Here is a 24,639-nt window from a genome sequence, read left to right on the forward strand (position 1 = left end):
ATTTACCTGTATTATCCTGAACATGAACATCCCTTTTCCGGAGGCGCACAAATTTTGCTGTTCGTTCGGATTTTTTCAACTCTTGATGGTTTTTGTAGCAGAATACGGGATTTATGTCAATGGACATCCTGATCGTGAATCATTGCTTCCCCCCCGAAAGGATGCCCTTATGTCTTTAATGCAAAAAACAAGACAACCCCCCGTCACCAAGGTTGATTATTGCTTGACAAGCTAAAACAACCCCCCTATACACCCGGCAGCCGCGCCCTCTCAAAAAATGGCCCGGCAATCAGGGCAGTGCGACGTAAGTTAGGGCGGGCGAATCATAATTCCCATCATCTCTATTGGAGAGGAATAACAGGATGAGCGCAACAGACAGTTCCTTAAACCCGGAAAAAATATTTACAGAGATCAAAAAAATGATCAAGGGCGAGGTGTTTTACGATGATCTCAGCCGAACTCTCTACAGCAGCGCGGCCTGCCTGTTTCAGGTGAAGCCTTTGGGGATTGTGCAGCCGAGGGACAAGGATGATGTAAGCAAAGTCGTGCAGTATGCAAGCCGCAATAAAATTCCGCTTATTGCCCGGGGGGGAGGAACCAGCCGTGTCGGGAACGAGCTGGGCGAGGGAATCATTCTCGATTTTTCCCGCTTCATGAATAATGTTCTGGAAGAGAACGCTCAGGAAAAATGGGTCCGCGTCCAGCCGGGCATAACGCCGGGCGCTCTGAACAAACTGCTCAAAACGAGCAAGCTCTTTTACCCGATTGATCCCTCTACCAAAGAGCATTGCACCATCGGCGGCATGATCTCGAACAATTCCAGCGGCCCGCATGCCATAAAATACGGGGCTACCCGCGATACGGCGCTTTCACTGGAGATTGTTCTCGCCAATGGCGAGATGATTACGACCGGGCCTGTTGCGGGGGGAAATGCTCCTGGAAAGACGGGAGCACTTTATCAGGGACTTGCCGACGTCCTCAATCGTTACAAAAAACCGCTTGAAGAAGAAAAACCTTTCACGATCAAGAATTCCTCAGGTTATGATCTCTGGAGTATTCAGCAGAATGGGGCTATGGATCTGACCCCCCTTTTGGTGGGTTCCGAAGGAACGCTCGGGATTATTACCGAGGCGAAAATCCGGCTCTGTCCGCTTCCGGGGAAGACCCTGGGCGGTTTGGTTTATTTGGATTCATTGGAGAAGGTCGGCCGGGCTGTCCAGAAAATCCGTGAGCTGGAGCCCACGATGCTGGAGATCATCGAACGGCGGATTCTTGATCTGGCCCGGCAGCAGAAGGCGGAATTGCGGCCGTATCTGCCGGAGGGCGTTGAAGCGATGCTTTTCATCGAGTTCGAGGGAAAAGAGGAGGGTGAGCTCCGCGAAAAGTTTTCCCAGGTCGAGCAGGCCCTGAAGGGCGAAAATTTGGCCGTGGAAATAAAAGTGGCAAAGGACCAGAAGGACATGGCCATGTTGGGAAAGGTGCGCGCCATCTCCGGCCCGATCCTCAATAAAACAAAAGGCGTCAAAAAGCCCGTGGCCTTTGTTGAGGACGGCGCAGTCCATCCTACAAGGCTGCCGCAGTATATCAAGGGGTTGCGGGAAATATTCAGTAAATACGGGGTTGATGCAGGCATCTATGGACATGCCGGCGACGGCAATATGCATTTGATGGTCTTTCTGGACCTGCGCCAGGAAGAAGAAGTGAAGAAGATGCTGGCTATTGCCGAGGAAACCTACAAGCTTATCTTTTCACTCAAGGGAACGATCAGCGGCGAACATGGGGACGGCCGGCTGCGGACCTATTATACCCGGCGGCAGTATCCCAAGCTTTACGCTGCGTTTATCGAAATAAAAAAACTTTTCGACCCCGACAACATCTTAAACCCCGGCTCCATCGTCGGCGGGGATGAAAATCCCCTTGCCCACTTCCTCAAATTTATGAAAAAAGACGAGAGTTCTTCCCTGTCCGCGATCCTGACCAGTGAAGAGGTGCAGGAGGCAAGCGGGGTCTGTTCAGGCTGCGGGAAGTGCCGCTCCTACTGCCCGGTGGCAATGAAGGTGCTGGAGGAATGGGCGCTGGGAAGGGCAAAGGCGACGCTGATCCGCGGATACTTGGACGGAACGCTCGACCGGGCTATTCTGGATTCTCCGAAATTCAAGGAGGTTCTTGACTCTTGCGTGAACTGCAAGCGGTGCCTGACAGAGTGTCCATCGGGCGCCGACATTCCCTGGCTTGCGGTCATGGGCCGGGCTTATGAAATAGAGAAAAACGGGGAGCCTTTCGGCCAGAGAGTCCTGGCAAGCACCCGTCAGCTCTGCGAGATATCGAGTATGTTCGCGCCTCTTGCCAATCTGGCTAACTCGCTGAAGCCGCTGCGCAAGGGGATGGAAATTGCTGTTGGCCTTGATTCCCGTAGGACGCTGCCGATATTTCCGAATTGCACGCTGCAGAAAAAAATGGAGAGCCGTCCGCATAAGACCAGCGCCAGGAAGGTCGTCTTTTTTGCGGGCTGCTATACCAATTTTAATGAGCCCGAGGATGACGGTCTGGCAACCGTGGAAATTCTCGAAAAGAACGGTTTTGAGGTTCTCCTGCCAGATTTCCGCTGCTGCGGCATCGCCCGTCTGAGTTCCGGGGCCTTAAGCGCGGTTGAAGAGGACATCAAATTCAATATTCGCAAACTATCAGAATTTGCAGACAAAAACATTCCCATTATTTTCAGCGAGTCAAGCTGCGCTCTTGCCGTTAAAATGGAATATCCGAAAATTGTGCATTCGGAAGAGGCGGTAAGTGTGGCAAGAAACTGCTATGATATTCATGACTTTTTGATGAAGCTTCATAAAAAAGGCGAGCTTAGCCTGGATTTCGGCAGTTTGAACGTCAAACTCGGCTACCACAATCCCTGTCACCTCCGCGCGCTCGGCATTGTCAAGGAGCCGGTGGAACTGCTCCGGCTGATTCCCGGGGTTACGGTTCAGGCATACTCTGACGAGTGCTGCGGCATCGCGGGCACCTTTGGCCTGAAGAAAAAGAACTACGACCTCTCGCTGGCGATTGGCGAGCGATTATTCAACGAAATAAGGGCTTCCGATGCTGAGCAGCTCATAACCGGCTGTGGCGCCTGCGCTCTGCAAATCTTTCAGGGAACGCAAAGAAAGGCGGTTGCCCCGGTTTCCCTGCTCGCGAAAGCCTACAGGGCTAAGAAGTAACCGGAAGTAAAAACAAGCTGAGCAAGGCATCAGGCGAATTCATGTTTATCATCTGGGCGAGGGCGATCTTCCGTGTCAGTTTCAGTTGCGCACAACGAACGAAGGTTAAGCGGGAAAAAGCTTGGATATAGAAATAAGGAATAACACTCAGGCCGGACCGGCGGTAATCAGCAGTTCCGGCCTGAGGGCCTGTCCTCAAATAACCTGAACAGCTTGCATCTCATCTTTGGGCCATCTTTGGCTGTGGCTCAATCACAAAATCCTCAACGTAGCGCTGCTACGTCTGCGGTTTTGTTCAATCGCCGCAACCAAATCCAACCCAAATCTGAGCGCAATCTTGCCCAGGTTATTTGTGGACAGGCCCTGAGTGTTTTTTAACCTACCTTGAAGATCATGGAGGCGCCGGTGTCGCCGGCGGCGCAACCGGCCCAGAGGCAGTAGCCGCCGCCGGCCATGGCGACTTCTTCAATCATTTCGGCAATGATTCTGCCTGCGGTCGGCGCCTGGGGATGGCCATAGACAATGGATGATCCGTAGTTATTCATCTTCATGACGTCATTGCCCAGCTTTTTGGCGAAATTGATGTCATTTGTCGCGAAGGGGTTATGGCTTTTGATCGCCTTCATATCGGTGATTTTCAGGCCGGCGTTGGCAAGGGCCATCTGAGCCGCCGGCACCGGCGCCGCAGCCATGAAGCCGGGCTCAACCCTGGAAAAGCCATAGGAGACGATCCGGACTTCGATCTTGGGATCCGCGCTCAATTCCTTCGCTTTTTCCCTGGTTGTGACGATGAAGCCGGCGTTGCCATCAGCCGGGTGCGTCTGTACGCCGAAACTGTGAACCCCGCCCTTTTCAATGGGAGAGAGCTTCGCCAAACCTTCTGCCGTCGTTGGGGTCACACCGTCATCCTCTTCTATCAAGATGGTTTTTTTCTTTGAGACCTTTACCTCCGCCGGGAACATATACCGTTTCTGGAAAGCTCGGTCGTTGGCCAGCGCCATCTCATACTGCTCATAGCGGCGCAACGTCACGGCATCGCACTCCTCTTTGGTGATTCCTTCCTTTTTGGCCACGTTATCGGCGGTCTGCACCATCTTGGTGGGCGGGTAAACATTGGGGTCATTGTTGAAATTGTCCATCAGCCAGTTTTCCGAATATACCTCGCCTCCGGGGCCCATCGGGTTCGCCCATACCGTGTGGCCGCCATTGGAGCAGCGGTCGGCCATCAGACCAAAGGCAACTTGCAGCGAGCCGTGTTCCACGGCCAGCGCCGCCAGATTCAGGATGGTTGTGGAAGTTGTGCAGGCCTGATTTACCATCAGGGCGGGCAGATTCTTTTTGTTGTCGGTCAGTATGCCGGCGGCCCAGTTGTGGCTGTAAAACAGATGGGGCTGGGTAATGGTAATCCCGAAGTACATATAGTCAAAAATAGCAGGGTCAATCTTTTTTTTCTCGAGCAGCCACCTTCGCGCCGTTTTTCCCGCCAGCTCGATTGAATTTTCATTCTGCATGCTTCCCTGCCAACGGACAAAAGGGGTAGAGTAATAACCATTGTAGGGTATATAGGCCTTTTCAAAAACGTTCATATAACATCCTCCCTGTTAGCAAAACACGTTGCCATCCTGTAACTATCCCTTGTTGCTTCCATACCTTCAGAGTTGAGGAAATATATACAATTTTTTCGGTTGTCAAGATTTTTTTGATCACCATCCGCTTGACGGCAGCGCCTGCTTTCGCATATACTTACTCATGTTTTAGCAGATGCGCTATGTGTTATCTATGTAAAATCAGGATGATAGCGGGATATGAATAAACTTTCAGGAGGATGGGGCGTGACTAAGAAAATTGGGCGGTATGTTACAATTGCGGCGGTATTTGCTTTTATCTTCGGCATTACAGTCGGGTGCGATGCGAATGCGGAAAAAGATAAGACGGTTAAACAGATTATGGCGCCGGCGGGGAACGCCTCTGCGGCCTTGCCTGCCGGACAAAACGCAACCCCGGCCGCAACGGTAGATGGAGGCGCAACAGCCGTTGAAGTAGATGGACTGAAGCTTACCAATGCCGAAGTCGCCGCGCAAGTCGAGCAGAAAATGGCGCAAATTGCGGGACAGATACCCCCGGAACGTTTGGAACAGGCCAGAGGCGATATCCGCAAGGGAATAATAGACGGGTTTGTTAATTTGACCCTCTTGAAAAAGGAGATAGCGACCAAGAAGGTCACGGCGAGTGAAAAGGAGATTACTGCCTTCATCGAGGAAGTTAAGGCGAATATGCCTCCTGGACAGACGATCGAGGGATTTATGAAGCAAAACAGCATGGATATGGCAAAGTTTCGCGAAGAGGTCGGCAACAACATCAAGATAAAAAAGCTTATCCAGCAGGAGGCGGGGGGAAGCCTTAAGGCAACAGATAAGGAAATCAACGATTTCTATGCCAAAAACAAACAGATGTTTTTAAAGCCGGAATCGGTGCATGCCCGGCACATTCTGGTGGCCAGTGAAGCGAAGGACGACGAAAAGACCAAGGCGCAGAAGTTGGCCAAGGCTGAAGGAATTCGTAAAAAATTGGTGGCCGGGGAAGATTTTGCGCAGTTAGCAGCCAATAATTCCGATTGTCCAAGCAAGGAAAAGGGCGGAGATCTTGGAACATTTGGCCGCGGGCAGATGGTCAAACCCTTTGAGGATGCCGCTTTTTCACAGGCGCCCAAGGCGATCGGCCCGATTGTCAAGACCGATTTCGGGTTTCACATAATCCAGGTGCTTGAACATAAGGCCGCCGAAACGCTAAAACTGGACGGCGAGATGAAAAAGAAGATTGCCGCCTTTATGGAACGGCAAAAGCAGGAAGAAAATTTTGAAAAAATGATGAAAAGGCTTAAGACGGGAACGAAGATAGTTATAAACGGTTAACGGGAGGACTCAAAATGAGACACCGCAATGCGGGCAAGGTATGTGATCGCCTCTGGTACCTCGGGAGAGAGGAATCGGGCGTTTACCTGCTGGAGGGGGATGATTGTTCGCTGATTATAAGTGGCGGGATGAGTTATCTGGCGCCTGTTGTTCTCGAACAGCTCGAGGATTTCCATATTAAAGAGGAGAAGATAGGCAAGCTGATTATTCTTCATGCCCATTTTGATCATGTGGGACTGGTTCCGTTCTTCAAACGCCGTTATCCGGAGCTGCAGATTTTCGCCCTTGCCCGGGGGTGGGAGATACTGAAGATGGAAAAGGCTATTGCCACAATCAATTCCTCGAGCCTTATGGTAGCCAAAAGGGTAGGGGTTGAGGATTTGCTGAAGGGGATGGATCTGGAGTGGCGGGATGATGTCAGCGGCTCCGTTGTTGAGGAGGGAAGTGTGCTCGATTTGGGCGGTTTGACGGTGCGGGTTCTGGAGACGCCGGGTCACTCCTCCTGCTCCCTTTCTGCGTACTGTCCGGAAATAAAAGCGCTTTTCCCGTCGGATGGAGGGGGAATCCCCTTTGAGGACATAATCTTACCCGCCGGCAACTCCAATTATACCCAATATCAGCAAAGTCTGGCGAAGCTTTCCTCTTTGCCGGTGGATATTTTCTGTGCCGATCATTATGGGTATGTAACGGGCGAAGAGGCAAATAACTATATCCAAAACAGCATGGAGTCGGCAAGGGAGCATCGAACGAAAATTGAGGCCATTTACCGGCGAACCGGTTCTGTGGAGGAAACGGTGCAAGAGGTTCTGGATGCGGTCTATAAAGAACGTCCCAGCTACTTTCTTTCCCCGGAGATATATGCCGGGGTTTACCGCCAGACAGTGCGGCACATTGCCTCGGCCATGGGGGAAAGATGAAATCCGTTGACATGCTGGCTTTCGATCTTGACGGCACATTGATCGATTCAACCATTGATTTGACTGATTCTGTAAATCATGCCTTGTCAACGCTTGGTCTTGCCGAGATAACCGTGGAGGCTGTAAAAGAATATGTTGGCGATGGTGTTTCAGCGACTGTCCAGCGGGCATTGGGAGGTCAGGCGGATAAGTATTTTCCCCAGGCAATAGAATTGTTTCGCGATTATTATGAGGGGCATCTGTTAGATCATACCGCCCTCTACCCCGATGTTGTTGATTTTCTTGCCTACTTCGGTGATAAAAAAAAGGTTCTTGTGACTAACAAGACCGAAAAATATACGCTCAGGATAGTGAAGTCCCTGCGTATCAATGATTATTTTCTCGATGTTTGCGGAGAGGACAGCACCCCTTTCAAAAAACCGGATCCCCGTCTTCTGGAGCTGATCATGGAAAAGAGGGGGGTTGTTCCGGCGCGCACGGTGATGATAGGCGACGGCGCCAACGATATTCTTTTGGCGAAAAGGGCGGGCGCAATAAGTTGCGCGTTTCTTAACGGGATAAGCGACAGGGAAAAACTGCTCAGTCTTGCCCCTGATTTCGTCTGCGAGCGGCTCTCCGACCTGAAGGCTTTTTTTTGCTGATCAATGCCAACTAATGCTCAACACCGTAAGAAAAACCATTGCTGATAATCTTCTCCTCAGACGCGGCGAACACGTTTTGGCCGCCGTCTCCGGCGGCCCTGATTCGGTCGCGTTGCTGAGAATCCTGGAAATTCTTGCCGGGGAATACTCTCTGAAAATCACCGTGGCGCACCTTAACCATGGTCTCCGGGGCAAAGATGCCGATCGGGATGAGGATTTTGTGCGAATTCTTAGTGAAAAAAGGAATATAGCATTCATAACAAAAAGGGTGGATATCCGCGAGCGGCAAAAAAAAACCGGGAAGTCCATAGAAGAGAGCAGCCGGGAGGAGCGTTATCGCTTTTTGTATGAAACTGCCGCCGGATGCGGTGCTGAAAAGATAGCCACCGGCCACCATCGGGACGACCAGGTGGAGACATTCTTTATCAATCTTCTCCGAGGCGCCGGTATGGACGGTCTCAAGGGAATTGCCCCAATTCGGGATGATTATTTGATCCGTCCGCTGCTATATGTCAGCCGCAGCGAGATTCTGGAGTTTTTAAGCAGGGAGGGGCTTTCTTACAGGACGGACAGCTCCAACTCGGACCAGACTTTTTTGCGCAACAGCATCCGCAACTGGCTTCTTCCCGAATTGACGAAGCGCTACAACCCGCAGCTTGCAGCGGGGGTCGCCCGCACCGCCGAGATCATCCGGCAGGAAGACGATTATATGCTTGACGTTGTTCGGCAATTGGCAGTTTCCTGGGGGATAAGTCAAGACGATAGAGAAATTGCCATTCCGTTATCGGAATTTTTGCAGCAGCACCGGGCGATTCAGGCGCGCCTTATTAAATTTTTGCTGGAGGGGATGACCGCTTTTGAAAAACGTATTGGCTGCCTTCATATAGAGGCGGTTCTGGAATTGTGCCATAAAAAAGACAATAGATTTCGCAAGTTTGATCTTCCCGCGCGGATATTGGTCGAAAAACGGGCGGCGGTCCTGAAGATCATGAAAGTGTCTGACCTGCGAACCGCTGAGGGGGTTTCAAAGAGTAAAGAAGGCGGTTTCGAGAGAGAGGTTAAAATTCCGGGGACGATCAGTCTGCCTGAAATTAATATGAATATCCGGGCAGCGATGATTGATAAACCGGGGTTTGCGGAGTTTAAAAGCCACCCGGAGACGGCCTTTATCGATTATGATTGCATCCATCCGCCGTTGTTTATAAGAAATTGGCGTTATGGCGACCGGATTGATCTTTTGGGGCTGGGAGGAACAAAGAAGTTGAAGAAATACTTCATTGATAGAAAGATTCCCAGCGCGCAGAGAGAGACCATTCCCCTGCTGGTTGACGCGCAGTCGGTTATCTGGATTGCCGGCGAGCGGATAAGCCAGAGGGTGCGCATTACCGAAAAAACTAAAAAAGTGTTGAAAATAGAGTTGGTTTGAAGTAATCAAGGGCGCAATTGAAATGTGTGCTGTGGACAGTTTATAAACCGTTCCCCGTGGGTTGCGGTTCATGGAAAAGTTGTCGAATGTTCATAAAAGGAGAATAACAAATTGAATCCTCTACAGAAAAATATAGCGCTCTGGCTTGTGATCAGTCTGGTTTTCGTTATGATGTACCATCTTTTCAGCCAGCCGAAAATAGCGCAAACAGAGATGATCTATAGCGAGTTTTTAAGCAATGTTGAAAAATCACAGGTTTCCGAGGTGACGATTCAGGGAGAGAACATAACCGGTAAATTGACCAACGGCAAGGTTTTCAAGACTTATGCCCCTAAAGATGCAGGTGCGATTGCCCTGCTGAAGGAGAAGGGGGTGCGCATTTCCGCCAAGCCCGTTGATGATTCCCCCTGGTATATGACGCTGCTTGTCTCATGGCTGCCGATGCTCCTGCTGATCGGGGTCTGGATATTTTTCATGCGGCAAATGCAGGGCGGGGGGGGCAAGGCGATGGCTTTCGGTAAAAGCCGCGCTCGTCTGGTCAATGACAAATCAAAAAAGATTACGTTCCTCGATGTGGCCGGGGTTGAAGAGGCAAAAGCCGAGTTGCAGGAGGTCATTGACTTTTTGCGCGACCCTAAGAAATATACCAAATTGGGGGGGAGAATCCCCAAAGGACTATTGCTTGTCGGCCCTCCCGGGACAGGTAAGACACTGCTGGCGCGGGCAATTGCCGGGGAGGCGGATGTCCCCTTTCTGAGCATCAGTGGCTCGGATTTTGTGGAGATGTTTGTCGGCGTCGGCGCCTCCCGTGTTCGCGATCTGTTTGTCCAAGGGAAGAAGAATGCCCCCTGCATAATCTTCATCGATGAAATAGACGCGGTGGGGCGTCATCGTGGGGCCGGTCTGGGCGGCGGACACGACGAAAGGGAACAGACCTTAAACCAGTTACTGGTCGAGATGGATGGTTTCGAATCGAATGAGGGTGTTATCCTCGTTTCCGCGACCAACCGTCCGGATGTCCTGGATCCAGCCCTGATGCGACCCGGCCGTTTCGACCGCCAGGTGGTGGTGCCGCTTCCGGACGTGCGCGGCAGGGAAAAGATCCTGGAGGTTCATGCCCGCAAAACACCCCTTACCGAGGATGTCAATTTCAGCGTTATCGCCCGGGGAACGCCGGGATTTTCCGGCGCCGACATAGAGAATCTTGTCAATGAATCGGTGCTGTACGCCGCCCGTTTCAACAAGGATAAGGTCTCCATGTCCGACTTCGAGTATGCCAAAGACAAGGTGATGATGGGGACGGAGCGCAAGAGCATGGTGATCAGTGATGAGGAAAAGAAAAACACCGCTTATCACGAAACGGGTCATGCGCTTGTGGCCCGCATGCTTCCTGGAACGGACCCTATTCACAAGGTAACGATCATCCCCCGGGGAATGGCGCTCGGTCTTACCCAGCAACTGCCGGTTGATGAGAAGCATGCCTATCCGCGGGAGTTTCTTCTCAATAACATCGTCATACTCCTCGGGGGGCGGGCTGCCGAGGAAATTATCCTCAAGGATTATACAACCGGGGCCGGGAACGATATTGAGAGGGCTACCGGCCTGGCTCGCAAGATGGTCTGCGAGTGGGGAATGAGCGAGGCGATCGGGCCCCTGAGCTATGGCAAGAAGGAAGAACAGATTTTTCTGGGAAGGGAATTTGCCTCCCACAAGGATTACAGCGAAGAGACGGCCAAGAAAATAGATGCAGAGATAAACCAGATTGTTATCTCCAGTTATGAGAGGGCAAGGGGTATTCTCTCGGATAATCTGGAGTTGCTTAACAAAATCGCCATTGTACTTCTCGAAAAAGAGGTATTAACCGGGCAGGAACTTGATGCACTCATCAAGGGCGATGTCCTCCCGCAAATTGAAGATGTCCGCTCGCAAATTGAAGAAGGCGGTCCGGCAGAGACAACCTTATGAAAGAAGTGAATGACGACAATCTGCTGTTTCGGACGTCGCGCCGGGAGATTGTCTTGGGCGAGCGCACTCTGATCATGGGGATCATCAATGCGACCCCCGATTCCTTCTCGGATGGCGGCCGTTACGCTTCGCCGCAAAAGGCAATCGAGGAAGGGATGCGGATGGTCGAAGAGGGCGCCGACATCCTGGACATTGGCGGCGAATCCACTCGTCCCGGTTCAGACGCCGTTTCCGTCGAAGAAGAGCTAACGAGGGTTATTCCGGTTATTCGAGGCCTTGCGGCAAAGCTCTCCATCCCTCTTTCGATTGATACCATGAAGGCGGAGGTTGCCCGGGAGGCGTTGAGGGCAGGCGCGGAAATAATAAATGATGTAAGCTCTCTGAATTATGACGAGGCAATGGCAAAAACCATTTCTGCCGCGGGCGCGGGGGTGGTTTTGATGCATATGCGGGGTATCCCCAAGGTGATGCAGCAGGGCGACTTGACTTACCCTTCCCTGCTTGACGATATAGCGGAGTTTTTGCAGGAACGGATGGAAAGGGCCCTGTCGGAAGGAATAGGCCGGACTCAAACAGTTATTGATCCGGGCATCGGCTTCGGCAAAACAGCGGACGACAATCTGCGACTTATTCGCCATCTCGGCGAGTTTAAAAAATTAGGAAGACCAATTCTTATGGGTGTTTCCCGCAAAGCCTTCATTGGCAAGATAACGGGGGGGCTGCCTGCCGAGCGTATGGAAGGGACTGCGGCTGCGGTAACGGCTTCAATCATGGGTGGGGCGCATATCGTCAGGGTGCATGATGTTTCCGTCATGAAGAAGGTGGTCCTGATGGCGGATGCAATTAGCAGGGCTTAAAATGGTATCCGGCGTCGGGATTGATCTTGTAGCGGTTGCAAGAGTCGAGAGGATTCTCGCCAAATGGGGAGACGCATTCATTCGGCGCATCTACACGGTTGAGGAAATTGCCTATTGTCAGGCCAAGGCGCGTCCGGCTCTGCATTTTGCCGCTTGTTTCGCCGTTAAAGAGGCCTTTTTAAAGGCGCTGGGGACCGGATTGGGCGGAGGAATCGGCTTTAATGATATTGCAACGATTCACGACGGCAACGGGAAGCCCACTGTCAAGCTGTCCGGAAAAGCCTCGGCTTTACAGCGCGGCGGGTGCAGGGAAAAAGTTGCGGTAAGCATTTCGCATACAGACGATTTGGCGACCGCCATCGTTATTCTTGATAAATGAACGGGCGGATGCAGCTTTGACTGGAAATAGCTTCTTTGTTGCTCTGGTATCGGAAAACCCTGAACAGACCTTTCGGCTGGGAGTTGACATCGGCAGGATCCTGAAGGCTGGCGACTTTGTCGCGCTGCACGGGGAATTGGGAGCGGGGAAAACGGTCTTTGTCCAGGGAATAGCCAAAGGTATGGGGGTTCCCGATGCGTATGCGGTTGTCTCGCCGACCTTCACCCTGATCAACGAGTACCCGGGCGAGGCAGCGCCTCTTTATCATCTCGACGTCTATCGTCTTGCCGGAAGCGCGGAGCTGCTCGACGCAGGATTTGACGAAACGGTTTCCCGAAATGGGGTTACGGTTGTAGAGTGGGCTGAAAAGATTGCCGATTTTATTCCGGCTGGCGCCATTTTCCTCGCCTTCACATATCTTGACGAGACAAAAAGGGAAATACGCATTTCCACAGCAGAGGGATCGATTAGGCAGAGACTAAAAGGCGTAGTTTTTAAGAAGCGCCGCTCGGAGGAGGGCTTTAATTAGATGGCTTTGATTGTACAGAAATATGGCGGCACCTCGGTTGCCAATCTGGAGAGGATTGCCAATGTGGCCAAAAAGGTGGTCCGCACAAAAGGGGAAGGAAATGAGGTGGTTGTTGTCCTATCGGCCATGTCCGGCGAGACGGATCGCCTTATTAAACTTGCCCGGCAGGCGGCGGATGAACCAAACCTGCGGGAGTACGATTCGCTTATTTCCACCGGCGAGCAGGCAACGGTAACGCTGCTTGCCATCATGCTCAATGGCATGGGCCATAAGGCAAAATCTTTTCTGGGATTTCAGGTTCCCGTCATTACCGATCAGGCCTTCAGCAAGGCCCGCATCTTAAGCGTGCAGAAAGAGGCTGTACTGAAGGAGCTGGCAGAAGGAACAATTGTGGTTGTCGCGGGTTTTCAGGGGAGGGATGGCGACAACAACATAACCACGCTTGGCAGGGGCGGCTCCGACACCAGCGCCGTGGCGCTGGCAGCGGCGCTGAACGCGGATGTATGCGATATATATACTGATGTTGACGGGGTATATACAACTGATCCGAACATCTGCAGTAAAGCCCGGAGACTTTCCCGGATAACCTACGACGAGATGCTGGAAATGGCCAGGGCGGGCGCCAAGGTGCTGCAGCCGCGTTCGGTGGAGCTGGCAAAAAAATTCAACGTGCCGGTCTATGTAAAATCCTCTTTTTCTGATGAAGGGGGGACGCTTGTAACAAAGGAGGCTGAAAATATGGAGAAGGAAATCGTTTCCGGCGTGACGTATGATCGCGACCAGGCCAAGATAACGGTTATTCATGTTCCGGACCGTCCCGGGATTGCGGTAGCCATCTTTGCGCCGCTGGCAGAACATAATATCATGGTGGACATGATCATTCAGAATGCGAGCATCGATGGATATACGGACATGACCTTCACCGTTTCCCGCAAGGAAGTTCTTGAGGCCAAGCGGATTATCGGCGAGGCTGTTCATGCGATCGGCGCGGATAAGCTGGAAGTGGACGAGAACGTTGCCAAGGTTTCCGTGATCGGCAGCGGCATGATCAGCCATGCCGGCGTTGCGGCAAAAATTTTCCAGACGCTTGCCAACGAAAGGATAAACATCCTGATGATCAGCACCTCCGAAATCAAGGTTTCCTGCGTTGTCGAGGCAAAGTACACGGAGTTGGCCGTGACCGCCCTGCACGATGCCTTTGAACTGGAGAAAGAGCGTTGAAATGATCGTCTCCACAGGACAGCGAGCCGGCATGCTTGCCGTTTTGCTTGTCTGCCTGGCAATTTATGGATTTTCGTCCTTCACCATTAGACAGCCGCGGCAAGGAGAACCCATACCCTTGGTGCTGCAGAATGCGGATTTTATTGCAGTCGAACTCCGCGGCTTTCAGGGCGAGGGAATCTATTTCCTCCCCCCCGGCGCTGCGCCTCAAAGCCTGATTGAGGCCGCCGGTGTAAAAAACCCCGGCTATAAAGAAAGTCTATTGGGGGCAAAGATTTCTCAGGGCGCCCTTTTTACGGTTGCTGGCGACGGCAGTTTGCAGAGAGGGGAAATGTCCGCCGCAACAAGGGTTGCCTTGGGCATTCCGCTTGACGTCAATCGGGCTTCGGCAGGCGACCTGGCTCTTGTCCCCGGCATTGGGGAGGGGGACGCGGCGCGAATTGTGCAGAGACGCAGGGAGAGGGGGAATTTATCCAGTTTGGCTGATCTATCGGATATCCCGGGAATTAAAGAGAAAAAACTTGAGAAAATAAGGGACTACTTAACAACGGGTTTGAGCAGGTAGGTTTATTTAAACATCTTTAATTCTTCTCATTCCGGTACTGTTCAAGGTAGTGAAGCACCCTTTTTACATAGGTCTGGGTTTCTTTGTAGGGGGGGATGCTGTTGTTATAGCGCAGGACGGCATTTTCGCCAGCGTTATAAGCCGCAAGGACCAAAGGCAGATTGCCCTTGAATAAGGTGGACAGGTAGCGCAGATAGCGGACCCCGCCGTCTATATTGCTTTCCGGATGAAAGGAGTCGGCTACCTGAAGGGAAGCCGCGGTGGCCGGCATGAGCTGCATGAGCCCCCGGGCGCCGACGGGCGAGACGGCCTTGTGATTAAAATTGGATTCAGCCTTGATTACAGCCTTGACAAGGGTTGAATCAACGGCGTACTTTTCGGAAGCTTGATTAATTAGAGATTCGTAAGCGGAAATCTTCCCGGGCGCCTTTAAAAGCACCCGCTTTTCCCTCATTACCAGGACATAAGGGGCGCCGTTGTCTGTCGGTACATTAGTCAGGTGGATAACGCCTTCAGGATCAGTGTATCGGTAAATATCTGAATAGGCTGACGTTGCCGCCAATAGGAATACGGCGACAACGCAAAAAAAGAAAAATTTTTCAGCCAAGATATATTTTCTGGATTTCATTACTTCCCATCGCTCCCTGTCTTGTGCCCTGACTATACCCCAACAGCGATCGTTTATTCAAGCTTTTTATAATCTTCCGTTTTCGCCTTGCTGCCGCTCGGTTGCTTTTTTGCCGTGTCATTGTCCTTGACAGAGATAATTTATGGTGTTAAGAAACGTCACGATCGCAGTAATTGATGTCGGGGCGTGGCGCAGTCTGGTAGCGTATCTGAATGGGGTTCAGAGGGCCGGTGGTTCAAATCCACTCGCCCCGACCAATAGTAAAATAAACCGCCGAAAGGGCGGTTTTTTAATATTTTTCGCATCTTCCTTATATCCATAGGTTGACATAAAAGTATCGGATGAATATAAAGGCGATAAGAAAATGCGAGGGTGGCGGAATTGGGAGACGCACTGGACTTAGGATCCAGCCCGTTTGCGCGGGTAGGGGTTCAAATCCCCTCTCTCGCACCATACTTGGCCCGGTATTGAGATAAACATAAGGAGTGTGCTGCCGTGAGTGAAATTGTTGAACCAAAGATCGATGATGTCAGTTCCGTAAAAAAGAGGATTTCTTTTGAGATTCCCTGGGATGACGTTAAACATGAACTGGACAAAGTTTATCAGAAGGCCGGAAAAACAGCCAGGATCAAAGGATTCAGGCCAGGTAAAATACCCCGTAATATAATGGAAAAATACTACCGCCAGGACGTAGAGGTGGATGCTATTTCCAATCTTGTTAATCGTTATTACTGGGAAACGATCCAGAAGCATAACATCGCCGCGGTAAGTCAGCCCCAGATAGAACAAGAGGGGATAGAGCAGGAAAAGAACTTTACCTTCACCGCCACTGTTGACGTTGAGCCGCAGATAGAGCCGGTGGGCTATACGGGGCTGGAACTGGAAAAGCAGACGCCCGTTGTTAACGACGACGAACTGGAGGCAAACATGCAGCAGATGCGCCAGATGTTTGCCGTCTTGGAGAACGTAGAGGAAGAAAGAGGCGTTCAGACCGGTGATTTTGTCACAATCGGTTTTGAAGGCGCCCTCGCCGGGGAAAAGCTCCCCGAACTGAAGGCGGAAAACCATCTTCTGGAAATAGGCTCAGGGTCGTTTATCCCCGGTTTCGAAGAACAGCTGATCGATTCTCCAAAGGGCGCGACCAAGAATATTGAGGTTACCTTTCCCGCGGATTATCAGGCGCCCCGTCTGGCAGGAAAAAATGTACAGTTCGCAGTTGCGATAAAGGATATTCGCGTAAGGAGGCTTCCTGACCTCGATGATAAATTTATTAAAAATTTCGGGAAATATACATCCCTTGACGAGCTGCGGGCGGATGTCCGAAAAAGAGCCGAGGAAGAAAAAAAGAAGCGCCTTGACGCGGCATTTGTAAAGCAGATCGGCGATAAACTGCTCGAAAATAATATTTTTGAGGCGCCGGAAGCATTTATTGAACAGCAGGTTTATTATATGGTTTCCGATGCGCACAGCAGAATGGTGTCCGAGGGTATGGACCCCAAGAAGGCCGAGGAATTGGCAGCTAATTTGCGTGCTCCTTTCCGGGACGAAGCGGCCAAGATAGTTAAAACAACTATTTTGCTGGACAAGATTGCCCAAAAGGAGGCGATCGCGGCAACGGATGAAGAGTTGGAAGCAAGGATCAGGGAATTCGCGCTTCAGCGCTCCCAGGACTATGAAACATTCAGAAAATCTCTCGAAAAGGATAATCTTGTGGAAAATATCCGGGGTGAACTTATAAACCGTAAAACGTATGAATTTATTGAGTCTAAGGCAAATATAACGGTGCGGGAGGCTGAGAAAATAGAAAGCGGGGATGCTGCAAAATGAGTTTGATACCAATGGTTGTAGAACAGGATGGCCGCGGGGAGAGGGCCTTTGATATCTATTCCCGGCTCCTGCGGGATCGGATCATCTTTCTCGGCACGGCAATTGATGACGATGTCGCGAATCTGGTGATTGCCCAGATGCTCTTTCTGGAATCTGACGATCCCGATAAGGACATATTTTTTTATTTGAACTCTCCGGGCGGCAGCGTCAGCGCCGGGATGGCAATTTATGATACCATGCAGTACATCAAGCCCTCGGTAAGTACCGTCTGCATGGGGCAGGCGGCCAGCATGGGCGCCCTGCTGCTCGCGGCGGGGCAAAAGGGAAAGCGCTATGCGCTGCCCCATTCCCGGATTATGATCCATCAACCGCTGGGCGGATTCCAGGGGCAGGCCACCGATATCGGCATTCAGGCTCGCGAGATTCTGAGATTGAAGGAGGAGCTGAATCAGATCCTCGCCGATTTGACCGGTCAGCCGCTCGAAAAGATTGCCGCCGATACCGAGCGTGATTATTATATGTCGGGGACAAATGCTGTAGAGTATGGCATTATCGATGAAGTCATCTTAAAGAGGGCTTAACAAAGTTTGCTGAAGGGGTTCCATAATGGGGAGAAAACCAAAGGATTCTGGCTACGAAAAGGGGATATTGTACTGTTCTTTTTGCGGCAAGGGACAAAATGAGGTCAAAAAACTTGTCGCCGGTTCGACATCTTATATATGCGATGAATGTGTTGAGCTTTGCCGTTCGATCATTAACGAGGAAAATCAGGAAGATAAAGGGTCAATTTCCGGGGGATTTCCGGAGCCGAGGGACATTGTCAAGTTTCTTGACCAGTATGTAATCGGTCAGGAAAGAGCCAAGAAAATTCTCTCCGTGGCGGTGTACAACCATTACCGGAGGCTCTCCGCAGGCGCGGATGTGGGAGGGGTGGAAATTCAGAAGAGCAATATCCTGCTGATCGGGCCAACCGGTTCCGGGAAGACCCTGCTTGCGAAAACACTGGCCAGGATGCTGAATGTTCCGTTTACCATTGCCGACGCAACGACGCTGACGGAAGCGGGATATGTTGGGGAGGATGTGGAAAATATTATCCTCAGCCTGCTGCAGAACGCCGATTATGATGTAGAGAAGGCATCCCGAGGGATTGTTTACATTGACGAGATCGACAAAATTGCCAGAAAGTCTGGCAACCCCTCGATAACACGCGATGTTTCAGGCGAAGGCGTGCAGCAGGCGCTCTTGAAAATTATTGAGGGGACAACGGCGAGCATCCCCCCCAAGGGAGGCAGAAAACACCCCCAACAGGAGTTTATTCAGGTAGATACGACGAATATCCTCTTCATTTGCGGCGGCGCCTTTAATGATCTCGACGGAATAATCTCTCGCCGGACTGGTTCCAACTCTATCGGTTTTGGATCCGAGATCCGTAGTAATAAAGAGAAAAACAAGGATGAACTGCTTAGCAAAGTGCAGCCTGAGGATCTTCTCAAGTTTGGCCTGATCCCGGAATTTATCGGCCGGCTGCCGGTAATTTCGACGCTCAAAGAGTTGACGCATGATGATCTGATCCGAATTCTTCTGGAACCGAAGGATGCCCTTGTCAAGCAATATCAAAAGCTTTTCGAGCTGGACGGGGTCAAATTGAAATTTACCGAGGGCGCCTTGAAGGCCATTGCCGAGCTCTCGCTGGAAAGAAAATCCGGCGCCCGCGGTTTGCGGGCGATTATGGAAAACACCCTGCTTGAGATAATGTATGAGCTTCCTTCCCGCAATGATGTGCTGGAATGCATCGTCAGCGAAGAAGTTGTAAAAAATGATGAAAAACCTATTCTCCTTCTCGAAAAAAAATCCGAGACGGCGTGATTTTAACTATTACAGGTAATAATAAATGACCTCCAGAAGAGAAACAAATGAGTTGATGCAGAATGACGCGGAAATGCCGCTTTTGCCGCTTCGGGATGTGGTGGTTTTCCCGCACATGATTGTCCCGCTGTTTGTGGGCAGGGAAAAGTCAATTGCCGCGCTTGAGGCCGCCATGAAGGATGAAAAAGAGATCTTCATGGTAGCGCAAAAAAATGCCCAGAAAGACGAGCCGGGCGAAGAGGATATATACAGCGTTGGCACAATCGGGATTATAATCCAGTTGTTGCGTCTCCCCGACGGCACCGTCAAGGTGCTGGTTGAGGGCAGGAAAAGGGGAATCATCAGAAACTACGTTTTCTGCGAGGAGCATTTCCTCGTTCTGGTGGATGAGCTCGAGGAAACGGGGAAAGAGGATGCCCTCCGCATTGAGGCGCTGATGAGGAGCATCGGCGCTGCCTTTGAAAACTATGCCAAAATGACCGGCAAGGTTCATCTGGATATGGCCGGAACGGTATCTGCCATTAACGACCCCTCCAAGCTTGCCGACATCGTCATTTCCCAAATCAACGCCAAACTGGATGACAAACAGAAAATTATTGAGATCACGAGCATTCCCGACAGAATGGAAGCAATCTATAAATTGATGCTTTCCGAGATAGAGATCCTGCAGGTTGAGGAAAAAATAAAAAAACGGGTCAAAAAGCAGATGGAAAAGACCCAGAAGGATTACTACCTCAACGAGCAGATGCGGGCCATTCAGAAGGAAATGGGCGAGAAGGATGAATTTAAAAGCGAAGTTATCGAGCTGGAAAAGAGGCTGAAGCAGAAAAAGCTTCCCGAAGAGGCCGCCAAAAAGGTCAAGCAGGAAATCAAAAAGATGCAGATGATGGCGCCGATGTCTGCCGAGGCCACCGTCGTGAGAAATTACATCGACTGGCTTCTCGACATGCCTTGGGAGGAGAAAACTGCGAACAATTACGCGTTGAAAGAGTCTGAGACGATTCTGGAAGAGGATCATTACGGCCTCAAGAAGGTAAAGGAGCGAATCATCGAGTACCTCGCTGTCCAGACCCTCGTCAAAAAGAACAGGGGTTCCATTTTATGCCTGGTAGGTCCTCCGGGGGTCGGCAAGACCTCTATCGCCAAATCGGTAGCACGGGCGACAAACCGGAAGTTTGTGAGGTTTTCCCTGGGCGGGGTGCGGGACGAGGCGGAAATAAGGGGGCACCGGCGCACCTACATCGGCGCAATGCCCGGGAAAATAATCCAGCTTTTAAAAAAGGCGGGAAGCAGCAACCCCGTTTTCTGTCTGGACGAGGTCGATAAGCTCAGCTCCGACTTTCGCGGCGATCCCTCCGCGGCGCTGCTCGAGGTTCTCGATCCGGAGCAGAATAATGCCTTCAACGACAATTATCTCGAAGTTGATTACGACTTGTCAGACGTAATGTTCATTACCACTGCCAACGTCCTGCAAACGATTCCCGCGCCTCTTCAGGACCGGATGGAGGTAATCCGGATTGCCGGTTATACCGAGCAGGAGAAGCTCAATATCGCCGTTAAATTTCTTGTCCCCAAGATTATTGAGGCCAACGGGCTGAGCAAGAAAAATCTGGTTTTTACCGAAGGCGCCATTCTGACGATGATCCGCAACTATACCAGAGAAGCGGGAGTCCGGAATCTGGACAGGGAAATATCCTCCATTTGCCGTAAGGTTGCCAGGAAGGTAGTATCGGAAGGGGTAAAAACATGCATAAAGATATCCGCAAACGCCGTCTCGGGATATCTCGGCGTACCGAAATTCCGGGATAATGAAAACGAGGGGATGGACCGGGTCGGCTTAACGATTGGCCTTGCCTGGACGGAGGTGGGCGGGGAGCTTTTGACCCTCGAAACAACGGTAATGAAAGGCTCCGGCAAGATGACCCTGACGGGCAAATTAGGCGATGTCATGCAGGAGTCCGCCCAGGCCGCGCTCACCTACGTGCGTTCCCGCTCCGGGGAGTTCGGATTGCCTGAAGGGTTTTACAAGGATACGGACATCCACGTGCATGTCCCGGAGGGGGCGATCCCGAAGGACGGACCATCCGCCGGCATTGCCATGGCGACCTCCATTGCCTCGGCCCTGACGAATCGCAAGGTGCGGGGCGATCTGGCGATGACGGGGGAAATTACCCTCCGCGGAAGGGTGCTGCCCATCGGCGGTTTGAAGGAAAAACTGCTGGCTGCCCACCGGGCGGGAATAAAGACGGTAATAATTCCCAAGGACAATGAAAAGGATTTGAGCGAGGTGCCGGCAAACGTTCTGAAGAAGCTTAAAATGATTTTTGTTCAGAATGTTGATGAGGTGATGAGCGCCGCTTTGCTGCCCAAAGAAGAGAACCCGGCAGATATTGGGGGCGTTCCTGTGAGCAGCAAGATCGAGGAAACGGTCCCCTTGCCCTGCTGAAAGCGCGGGAGGATTTGTCGTTTTTTCGAACTTAGTTCTTGACAAGGATTGTAATCATTGCTAAAGAGGCCCCCGCTGCTTGATAATATGGGCGGGTAGCTCAGCTGGGAGAGCGCCACGCTTACACCGTGGATGTCACAGGTTCAAGTCCTGTTCCGCCTACCATGGAAAAAGCGTGATTCTCCGGGGCCGTTCGCGCAGGCTTATGGGTTTGGGGAGATTTCGAGCAGATAAATTTTTTATTTACGGGGTCGTAGTTAAGTTGGTTATAACGCCGGCCTGTCACGCCGGAGGCCAGGGGTTCAAGTCCCCTCGGCCCCGCCAAAATGAAAACAGGGGGTTAGGAAGTTATTCCGCCCCCTGTTTCTTTTTCTTCTCCCGCCGTCCCCAGCACCATCCCCAGCAACGAATCGGTTCTTTTCCGTGGCGGCAAATCCGGAGGTGCCGTTCTGCTTTTTACCATCTGCATCCAAATAACTCCCAATGGGTCACTTTGTGCGGGGGGCTGATTAAATGGAGGGTCGCTTCCGTGACGGGGTGCATGTGACCGATGTCTCCGATCTGATGCGCCGGATGGTGAAGGAAAACCTCCTCAAGTTCGACGGTACGCACCTGTTTCCCGAGCGCATTGCCTATACCGTGCCCTACAAGCTTTCCGAAGCCGAGGCCCAACTCTACAAGGCGGTGACCGACTACGTGCGCGAGGAGTTCAACCGTGCCGAGGCGCTTGCGAATGATAAACGGGCCGGGACCGTTGGCTTTGCGCTGATGATTCTGCAGCGGAGGCTCGCTTCCTCGCCCGAAGCGATCTATCAATCGCTCCGCCGCCGTCGCGAACGACTGGAAAGCAGATTGCGCGAGATGGAGGTTCTTCAGCGCGGATGTGGAACTGCGCCGATGCCTCAGCCCGACCTTCCGGTACTGGATGCCGAGGATGTCGAAGACCTTGAAGATGCCCCGGACAACGAAGTCCAGGCTGCCGAGGAGGAGATTCTCGATCAGGCGACCGCGGCACGGTCCATTGCTGAGCTGAAGGCCGAGATCGAGACATTGAAGGGGCTGGAGGTCCTGGCGCTTAGCGTCCGGCGCAGCGGTACGGATACGAAGTGGCGTGAGCTCTCCTCACTCCTGTGTGAGATTTTTACCACCGCTGCTGTTTCCGGCAGCGTGACCGAAGCGATCAAACCTTATGGCGCCGGAGTTATTCCCCGGCCCACACCCTCAATGCATCAGAAGCTCGTTCTCTTCACCGAGCACCGCGACACCCTGAATTATCTCGAAAACCGCATCGCCACGCTGCTCGGCCGCAGTGAGGCGGTGGTCATCATCCACGGCGGCATGGGCCGCGAGGAGCGCATGAAGGCGCAGGAATCCTTCCGGCACGATCCGGCGGTGCAGGTGCTTCTGGCCACCGATGCTGCCGGCGAAGGTATCAACCTCCAGCGGGCCCACCTGATGGTCAACTATGACCTTCCGTGGAACCCCAATCGCATCGAGCAGCGCTTTGGGCGCATCCACCGGATCGGTCAGACGGAAGTATGCCACCTCTGGAACCTGGTTGCCGAAGAGACCCGGGAAGGCGACGTTTATCGCAAGCTCCTGGAGAAGCTGGAGCAGGCCCGCCAAACCCTCGGCGGCCAGGTATTCGACGTGCTCGGCAAGTTCCAGTTCGAAGGCAAATTGCTGCGGGATCTTCTGATCGAGGCTATCCGTTACGGCGATCAGCCTGAAGTAAAAGCTCGCCTCACAACGGTCGTGGAGCACGCGCTCGACCGCGACCACTTCCAGGAACTGCTCGAAGACCACGCCCTTGCCCACGACACCATGGACGCGAGCCGCGTCCAACGCATCCGAAAGGACATGGAACGGGCAGAGGCCCGCCGCCTGCAGCCACACTATATCGAGTCTTTTTTCCTCGAAGCTTTCCGCTATTTAGGAGGATCGGCCAGGCAGCGGGAGCCGCGCCGCTACGAGGTCACCCATGTCCCGGCCCCGGTGCGCAATCGCGATCGCCTGATCGGTATCGGCGAACCGGTTTTGCCGCGTTATGAACGCATTGCCTTCGAAAAACCGCTGGTAGCGCCTCAAGGCCAGCCGCTGGCCGCCTTTATGTGTCCGGGGCACCCGCTGCTCGATTCGGTCATCGATCTGACCCTCGAGCGCCACCGTGATCTCTTGAAGCGCGGCGCAGTGCTGGTGGATGAACGCGACCCGGGCACCCGGCCGCGCGTGATGTTCTATCTGGAGCATGCGATCCAGGACGCAAGCCTTACGCGCTCGGGAGAGCGCCGCGTCGTCTCCAGGAGGATGCTCTATGTGGAGCTCGACGCCGACGGCGCCACGCGCCATCTGAATTATGCCCCCTATCTCGATTATCGGCCTCTGGCCAAGGACGAGCCGAGTGTCGAAGACCTGCTTGATCGGTCCGAGTGCGCCTGGATAACCCGGGATCTGGAAAAGAAGGCTCAGGGCCACGCAGTTGTGAACGTCGTTCCCGAACATCTGGCGGAGGTACGGGGTCCCAAGCTTGTCCTGATTGCCAAGACCGAGGCAGCGGTCAAGGAGCGGCTCACCAAGGAGATCACTTACTGGGATCATCGTGCGGAGGAGCTTAAACTTCAGGAGCAGGCCGGCAAGACCGGCAGCCGGCTCAATTCAGGCGAGGCTCGCAAACGGGCTGACCTGCTTCAGGGGCGTTTGCAGAAGCGTCTTGAAGATCTGAAACTCGAAGCCCAGATATCACCGTTGCCGCCGGTGGTGCTGGGCGGAATGCTGGTGGTACCGAGAGGGCTTCTTGCTGCCATTGCCGGGAGTTCGGACGTACCGTCCGCAGAGGAGCAGGCAAGATGCCTGCGCTTTCAGGCCGATACACAGGCCAGTGCGGCGCGCGCTCGCGCCATCGTCATGGAGATCGAGCGCAGTCTCGGCTTCGAGCCAACCGATCGCGAATTTGAGAAACTCGGCTACGATGTCGAGAGCGGTGTGCCGGGCACCGGCAAGCTGCGCTTCATCGAGGTGAAGGGTCGTGTAACCGGCGCGCCGACGATCACGGTAACCCGCAACGAAATCCTCTATTCTCTCAACAAGCCCGAGAACTTCATCCTCGCCATCGTGGAATTCATCGACGGCGACTCACACCGAGTCCACTATATAAGACAGCCCTTCCAGCGCGAGCCGGACTTCGGCGTGACAAGCGTGAGCTACGATTTCGCCGAGCTGCTGGCGCGGGCAGAGGCACCGTCATAAACAGC

General features: G+C 52.6%; 18 protein-coding genes and 4 tRNA genes. 20 read left to right on the forward strand and 2 right to left on the reverse strand.

Annotation, left to right across the window (positions count from 1 at the left end):
- The first annotated feature begins 362 nt into the window (after positions 1-362).
- Entirely contained in the window at positions 363-3,209 is a 2,847-nt protein-coding gene (locus tag M0P74_06775) for an anaerobic glycerol-3-phosphate dehydrogenase subunit C (protein MCK9363287.1), read from the forward strand.
- 374 nt (positions 3,210-3,583) lie between these two features.
- On the opposite strand, the gene M0P74_06780 is transcribed toward M0P74_06775, so the two are convergent.
- Positions 3,584-4,795 (reverse strand): thiolase family protein, encoded by a 1,212-nt coding sequence (locus M0P74_06780; protein ID MCK9363288.1) that lies wholly within the window; start codon positions 4,793-4,795, stop codon positions 3,584-3,586.
- A gap of 246 nt (positions 4,796-5,041) precedes the next feature.
- Between M0P74_06780 and M0P74_06785 the strand changes: the two genes are divergently transcribed.
- The 10 genes from M0P74_06785 to M0P74_06830 all read left to right on the forward strand — a co-directional run bounded on the left by M0P74_06785 (position 5,042) and on the right by M0P74_06830 (position 14,621).
- The gene (locus M0P74_06785; protein ID MCK9363289.1) at positions 5,042-6,121 is read left to right on the forward strand and encodes a peptidylprolyl isomerase; all 1,080 of its coding nucleotides are present in this window, start codon (positions 5,042-5,044) and stop codon (positions 6,119-6,121) included.
- A 14-nt stretch (positions 6,122-6,135) separates the two neighbouring features.
- Positions 6,136-7,038: an MBL fold metallo-hydrolase gene (locus tag M0P74_06790; GenBank protein MCK9363290.1), complete on the forward strand. Its 903-nt coding sequence runs from the start codon at positions 6,136-6,138 to the stop codon at positions 7,036-7,038.
- The gene (locus M0P74_06795; GenBank protein ID MCK9363291.1) at positions 7,035-7,679 is read left to right on the forward strand and encodes an HAD-IA family hydrolase; all 645 of its coding nucleotides are present in this window, start codon (positions 7,035-7,037) and stop codon (positions 7,677-7,679) included. The genes M0P74_06790 and M0P74_06795 overlap by 4 nt, the downstream gene beginning before the upstream one ends.
- Positions 7,680-7,692: 13 nt before the next feature.
- On the forward strand, positions 7,693-9,105 hold the full coding sequence (gene tilS, locus M0P74_06800) for a tRNA lysidine(34) synthetase TilS (GenBank protein ID MCK9363292.1): 1,413 nt from the start codon (positions 7,693-7,695) through the stop codon (positions 9,103-9,105).
- A gap of 111 nt (positions 9,106-9,216) precedes the next feature.
- Positions 9,217-11,070, forward strand: a complete 1,854-nt coding sequence (ftsH, locus tag M0P74_06805; GenBank protein MCK9363293.1) for an ATP-dependent zinc metalloprotease FtsH — start codon at positions 9,217-9,219, stop codon at positions 11,068-11,070.
- Positions 11,067-11,927, forward strand: a complete 861-nt coding sequence (gene folP / locus M0P74_06810; protein ID MCK9363294.1) for a dihydropteroate synthase — start codon at positions 11,067-11,069, stop codon at positions 11,925-11,927. Before ftsH ends, folP begins: the two co-directional genes overlap by 4 nt.
- A gap of 1 nt (position 11,928) precedes the next feature.
- Positions 11,929-12,306, forward strand: coding sequence for a holo-ACP synthase (acpS, locus tag M0P74_06815; protein ID MCK9363295.1), 378 nt, complete (start codon positions 11,929-11,931; stop codon positions 12,304-12,306).
- A gap of 16 nt (positions 12,307-12,322) precedes the next feature.
- On the forward strand, positions 12,323-12,835 hold the full coding sequence (gene tsaE, locus M0P74_06820) for a tRNA (adenosine(37)-N6)-threonylcarbamoyltransferase complex ATPase subunit type 1 TsaE (protein MCK9363296.1): 513 nt from the start codon (positions 12,323-12,325) through the stop codon (positions 12,833-12,835).
- Entirely contained in the window at positions 12,836-14,056 is a 1,221-nt protein-coding gene (locus tag M0P74_06825) for an aspartate kinase (protein MCK9363297.1), read from the forward strand. It abuts the gene before it with no gap.
- Between the two features lies 1 nt (position 14,057).
- A complete protein-coding gene (locus tag M0P74_06830) occupies positions 14,058-14,621 on the forward strand; it encodes a helix-hairpin-helix domain-containing protein (protein ID MCK9363298.1) in 564 nt (187 codons plus the stop codon).
- A gap of 16 nt (positions 14,622-14,637) precedes the next feature.
- Here M0P74_06830 and M0P74_06835 read toward each other — a convergent pair whose 3' ends face one another.
- Complete coding sequence (locus tag M0P74_06835) at positions 14,638-15,249, reverse strand: lytic transglycosylase domain-containing protein (protein ID MCK9363299.1); 612 nt, start codon at positions 15,247-15,249, stop codon at positions 14,638-14,640.
- A gap of 180 nt (positions 15,250-15,429) precedes the next feature.
- On the opposite strand from M0P74_06835, the gene M0P74_06840 reads away from it, so the two are divergent.
- The 9 genes from M0P74_06840 (at position 15,430) to M0P74_06880 (ending at position 24,634) form a co-directional block, all read left to right on the forward strand.
- Positions 15,430-15,506: transfer RNA gene (locus M0P74_06840), tRNA-Pro, on the forward strand.
- A gap of 109 nt (positions 15,507-15,615) precedes the next feature.
- Positions 15,616-15,702: transfer RNA gene (locus tag M0P74_06845), tRNA-Leu, on the forward strand.
- A gap of 42 nt (positions 15,703-15,744) precedes the next feature.
- Positions 15,745-17,076: a trigger factor gene (gene tig, locus M0P74_06850; protein ID MCK9363300.1), complete on the forward strand. Its 1,332-nt coding sequence runs from the start codon at positions 15,745-15,747 to the stop codon at positions 17,074-17,076.
- Positions 17,073-17,657, forward strand: a complete 585-nt coding sequence (gene clpP / locus M0P74_06855; GenBank protein ID MCK9363301.1) for an ATP-dependent Clp endopeptidase proteolytic subunit ClpP — start codon at positions 17,073-17,075, stop codon at positions 17,655-17,657. The genes tig and clpP overlap by 4 nt, the downstream gene beginning before the upstream one ends.
- Positions 17,658-17,682: 25 nt before the next feature.
- Positions 17,683-18,942, forward strand: a complete 1,260-nt coding sequence (gene clpX, locus M0P74_06860; protein ID MCK9363302.1) for an ATP-dependent Clp protease ATP-binding subunit ClpX — start codon at positions 17,683-17,685, stop codon at positions 18,940-18,942.
- A gap of 25 nt (positions 18,943-18,967) precedes the next feature.
- The gene (gene lon, locus M0P74_06865; GenBank protein MCK9363303.1) at positions 18,968-21,388 is read left to right on the forward strand and encodes an endopeptidase La; all 2,421 of its coding nucleotides are present in this window, start codon (positions 18,968-18,970) and stop codon (positions 21,386-21,388) included.
- Positions 21,389-21,477: 89 nt separating this feature from the next.
- Positions 21,478-21,553: transfer RNA gene (locus M0P74_06870), tRNA-Val, on the forward strand.
- Positions 21,554-21,635: 82 nt separating this feature from the next.
- A tRNA-Asp gene (locus M0P74_06875) sits at positions 21,636-21,712 on the forward strand.
- Positions 21,713-21,901: 189 nt separating this feature from the next.
- On the forward strand, positions 21,902-24,634 hold the full coding sequence (locus M0P74_06880; GenBank protein MCK9363304.1) for a DUF3883 domain-containing protein: 2,733 nt from the start codon (positions 21,902-21,904) through the stop codon (positions 24,632-24,634).
- Positions 24,635-24,639 lie beyond the last annotated feature (5 nt).

The sequence above is a fragment of the Syntrophales bacterium genome, assembly GCA_023229765.1.
In the GTDB taxonomy this organism is placed as follows: domain Bacteria; phylum Desulfobacterota; class Syntrophia; order Syntrophales; family UBA5619; genus DYTH01.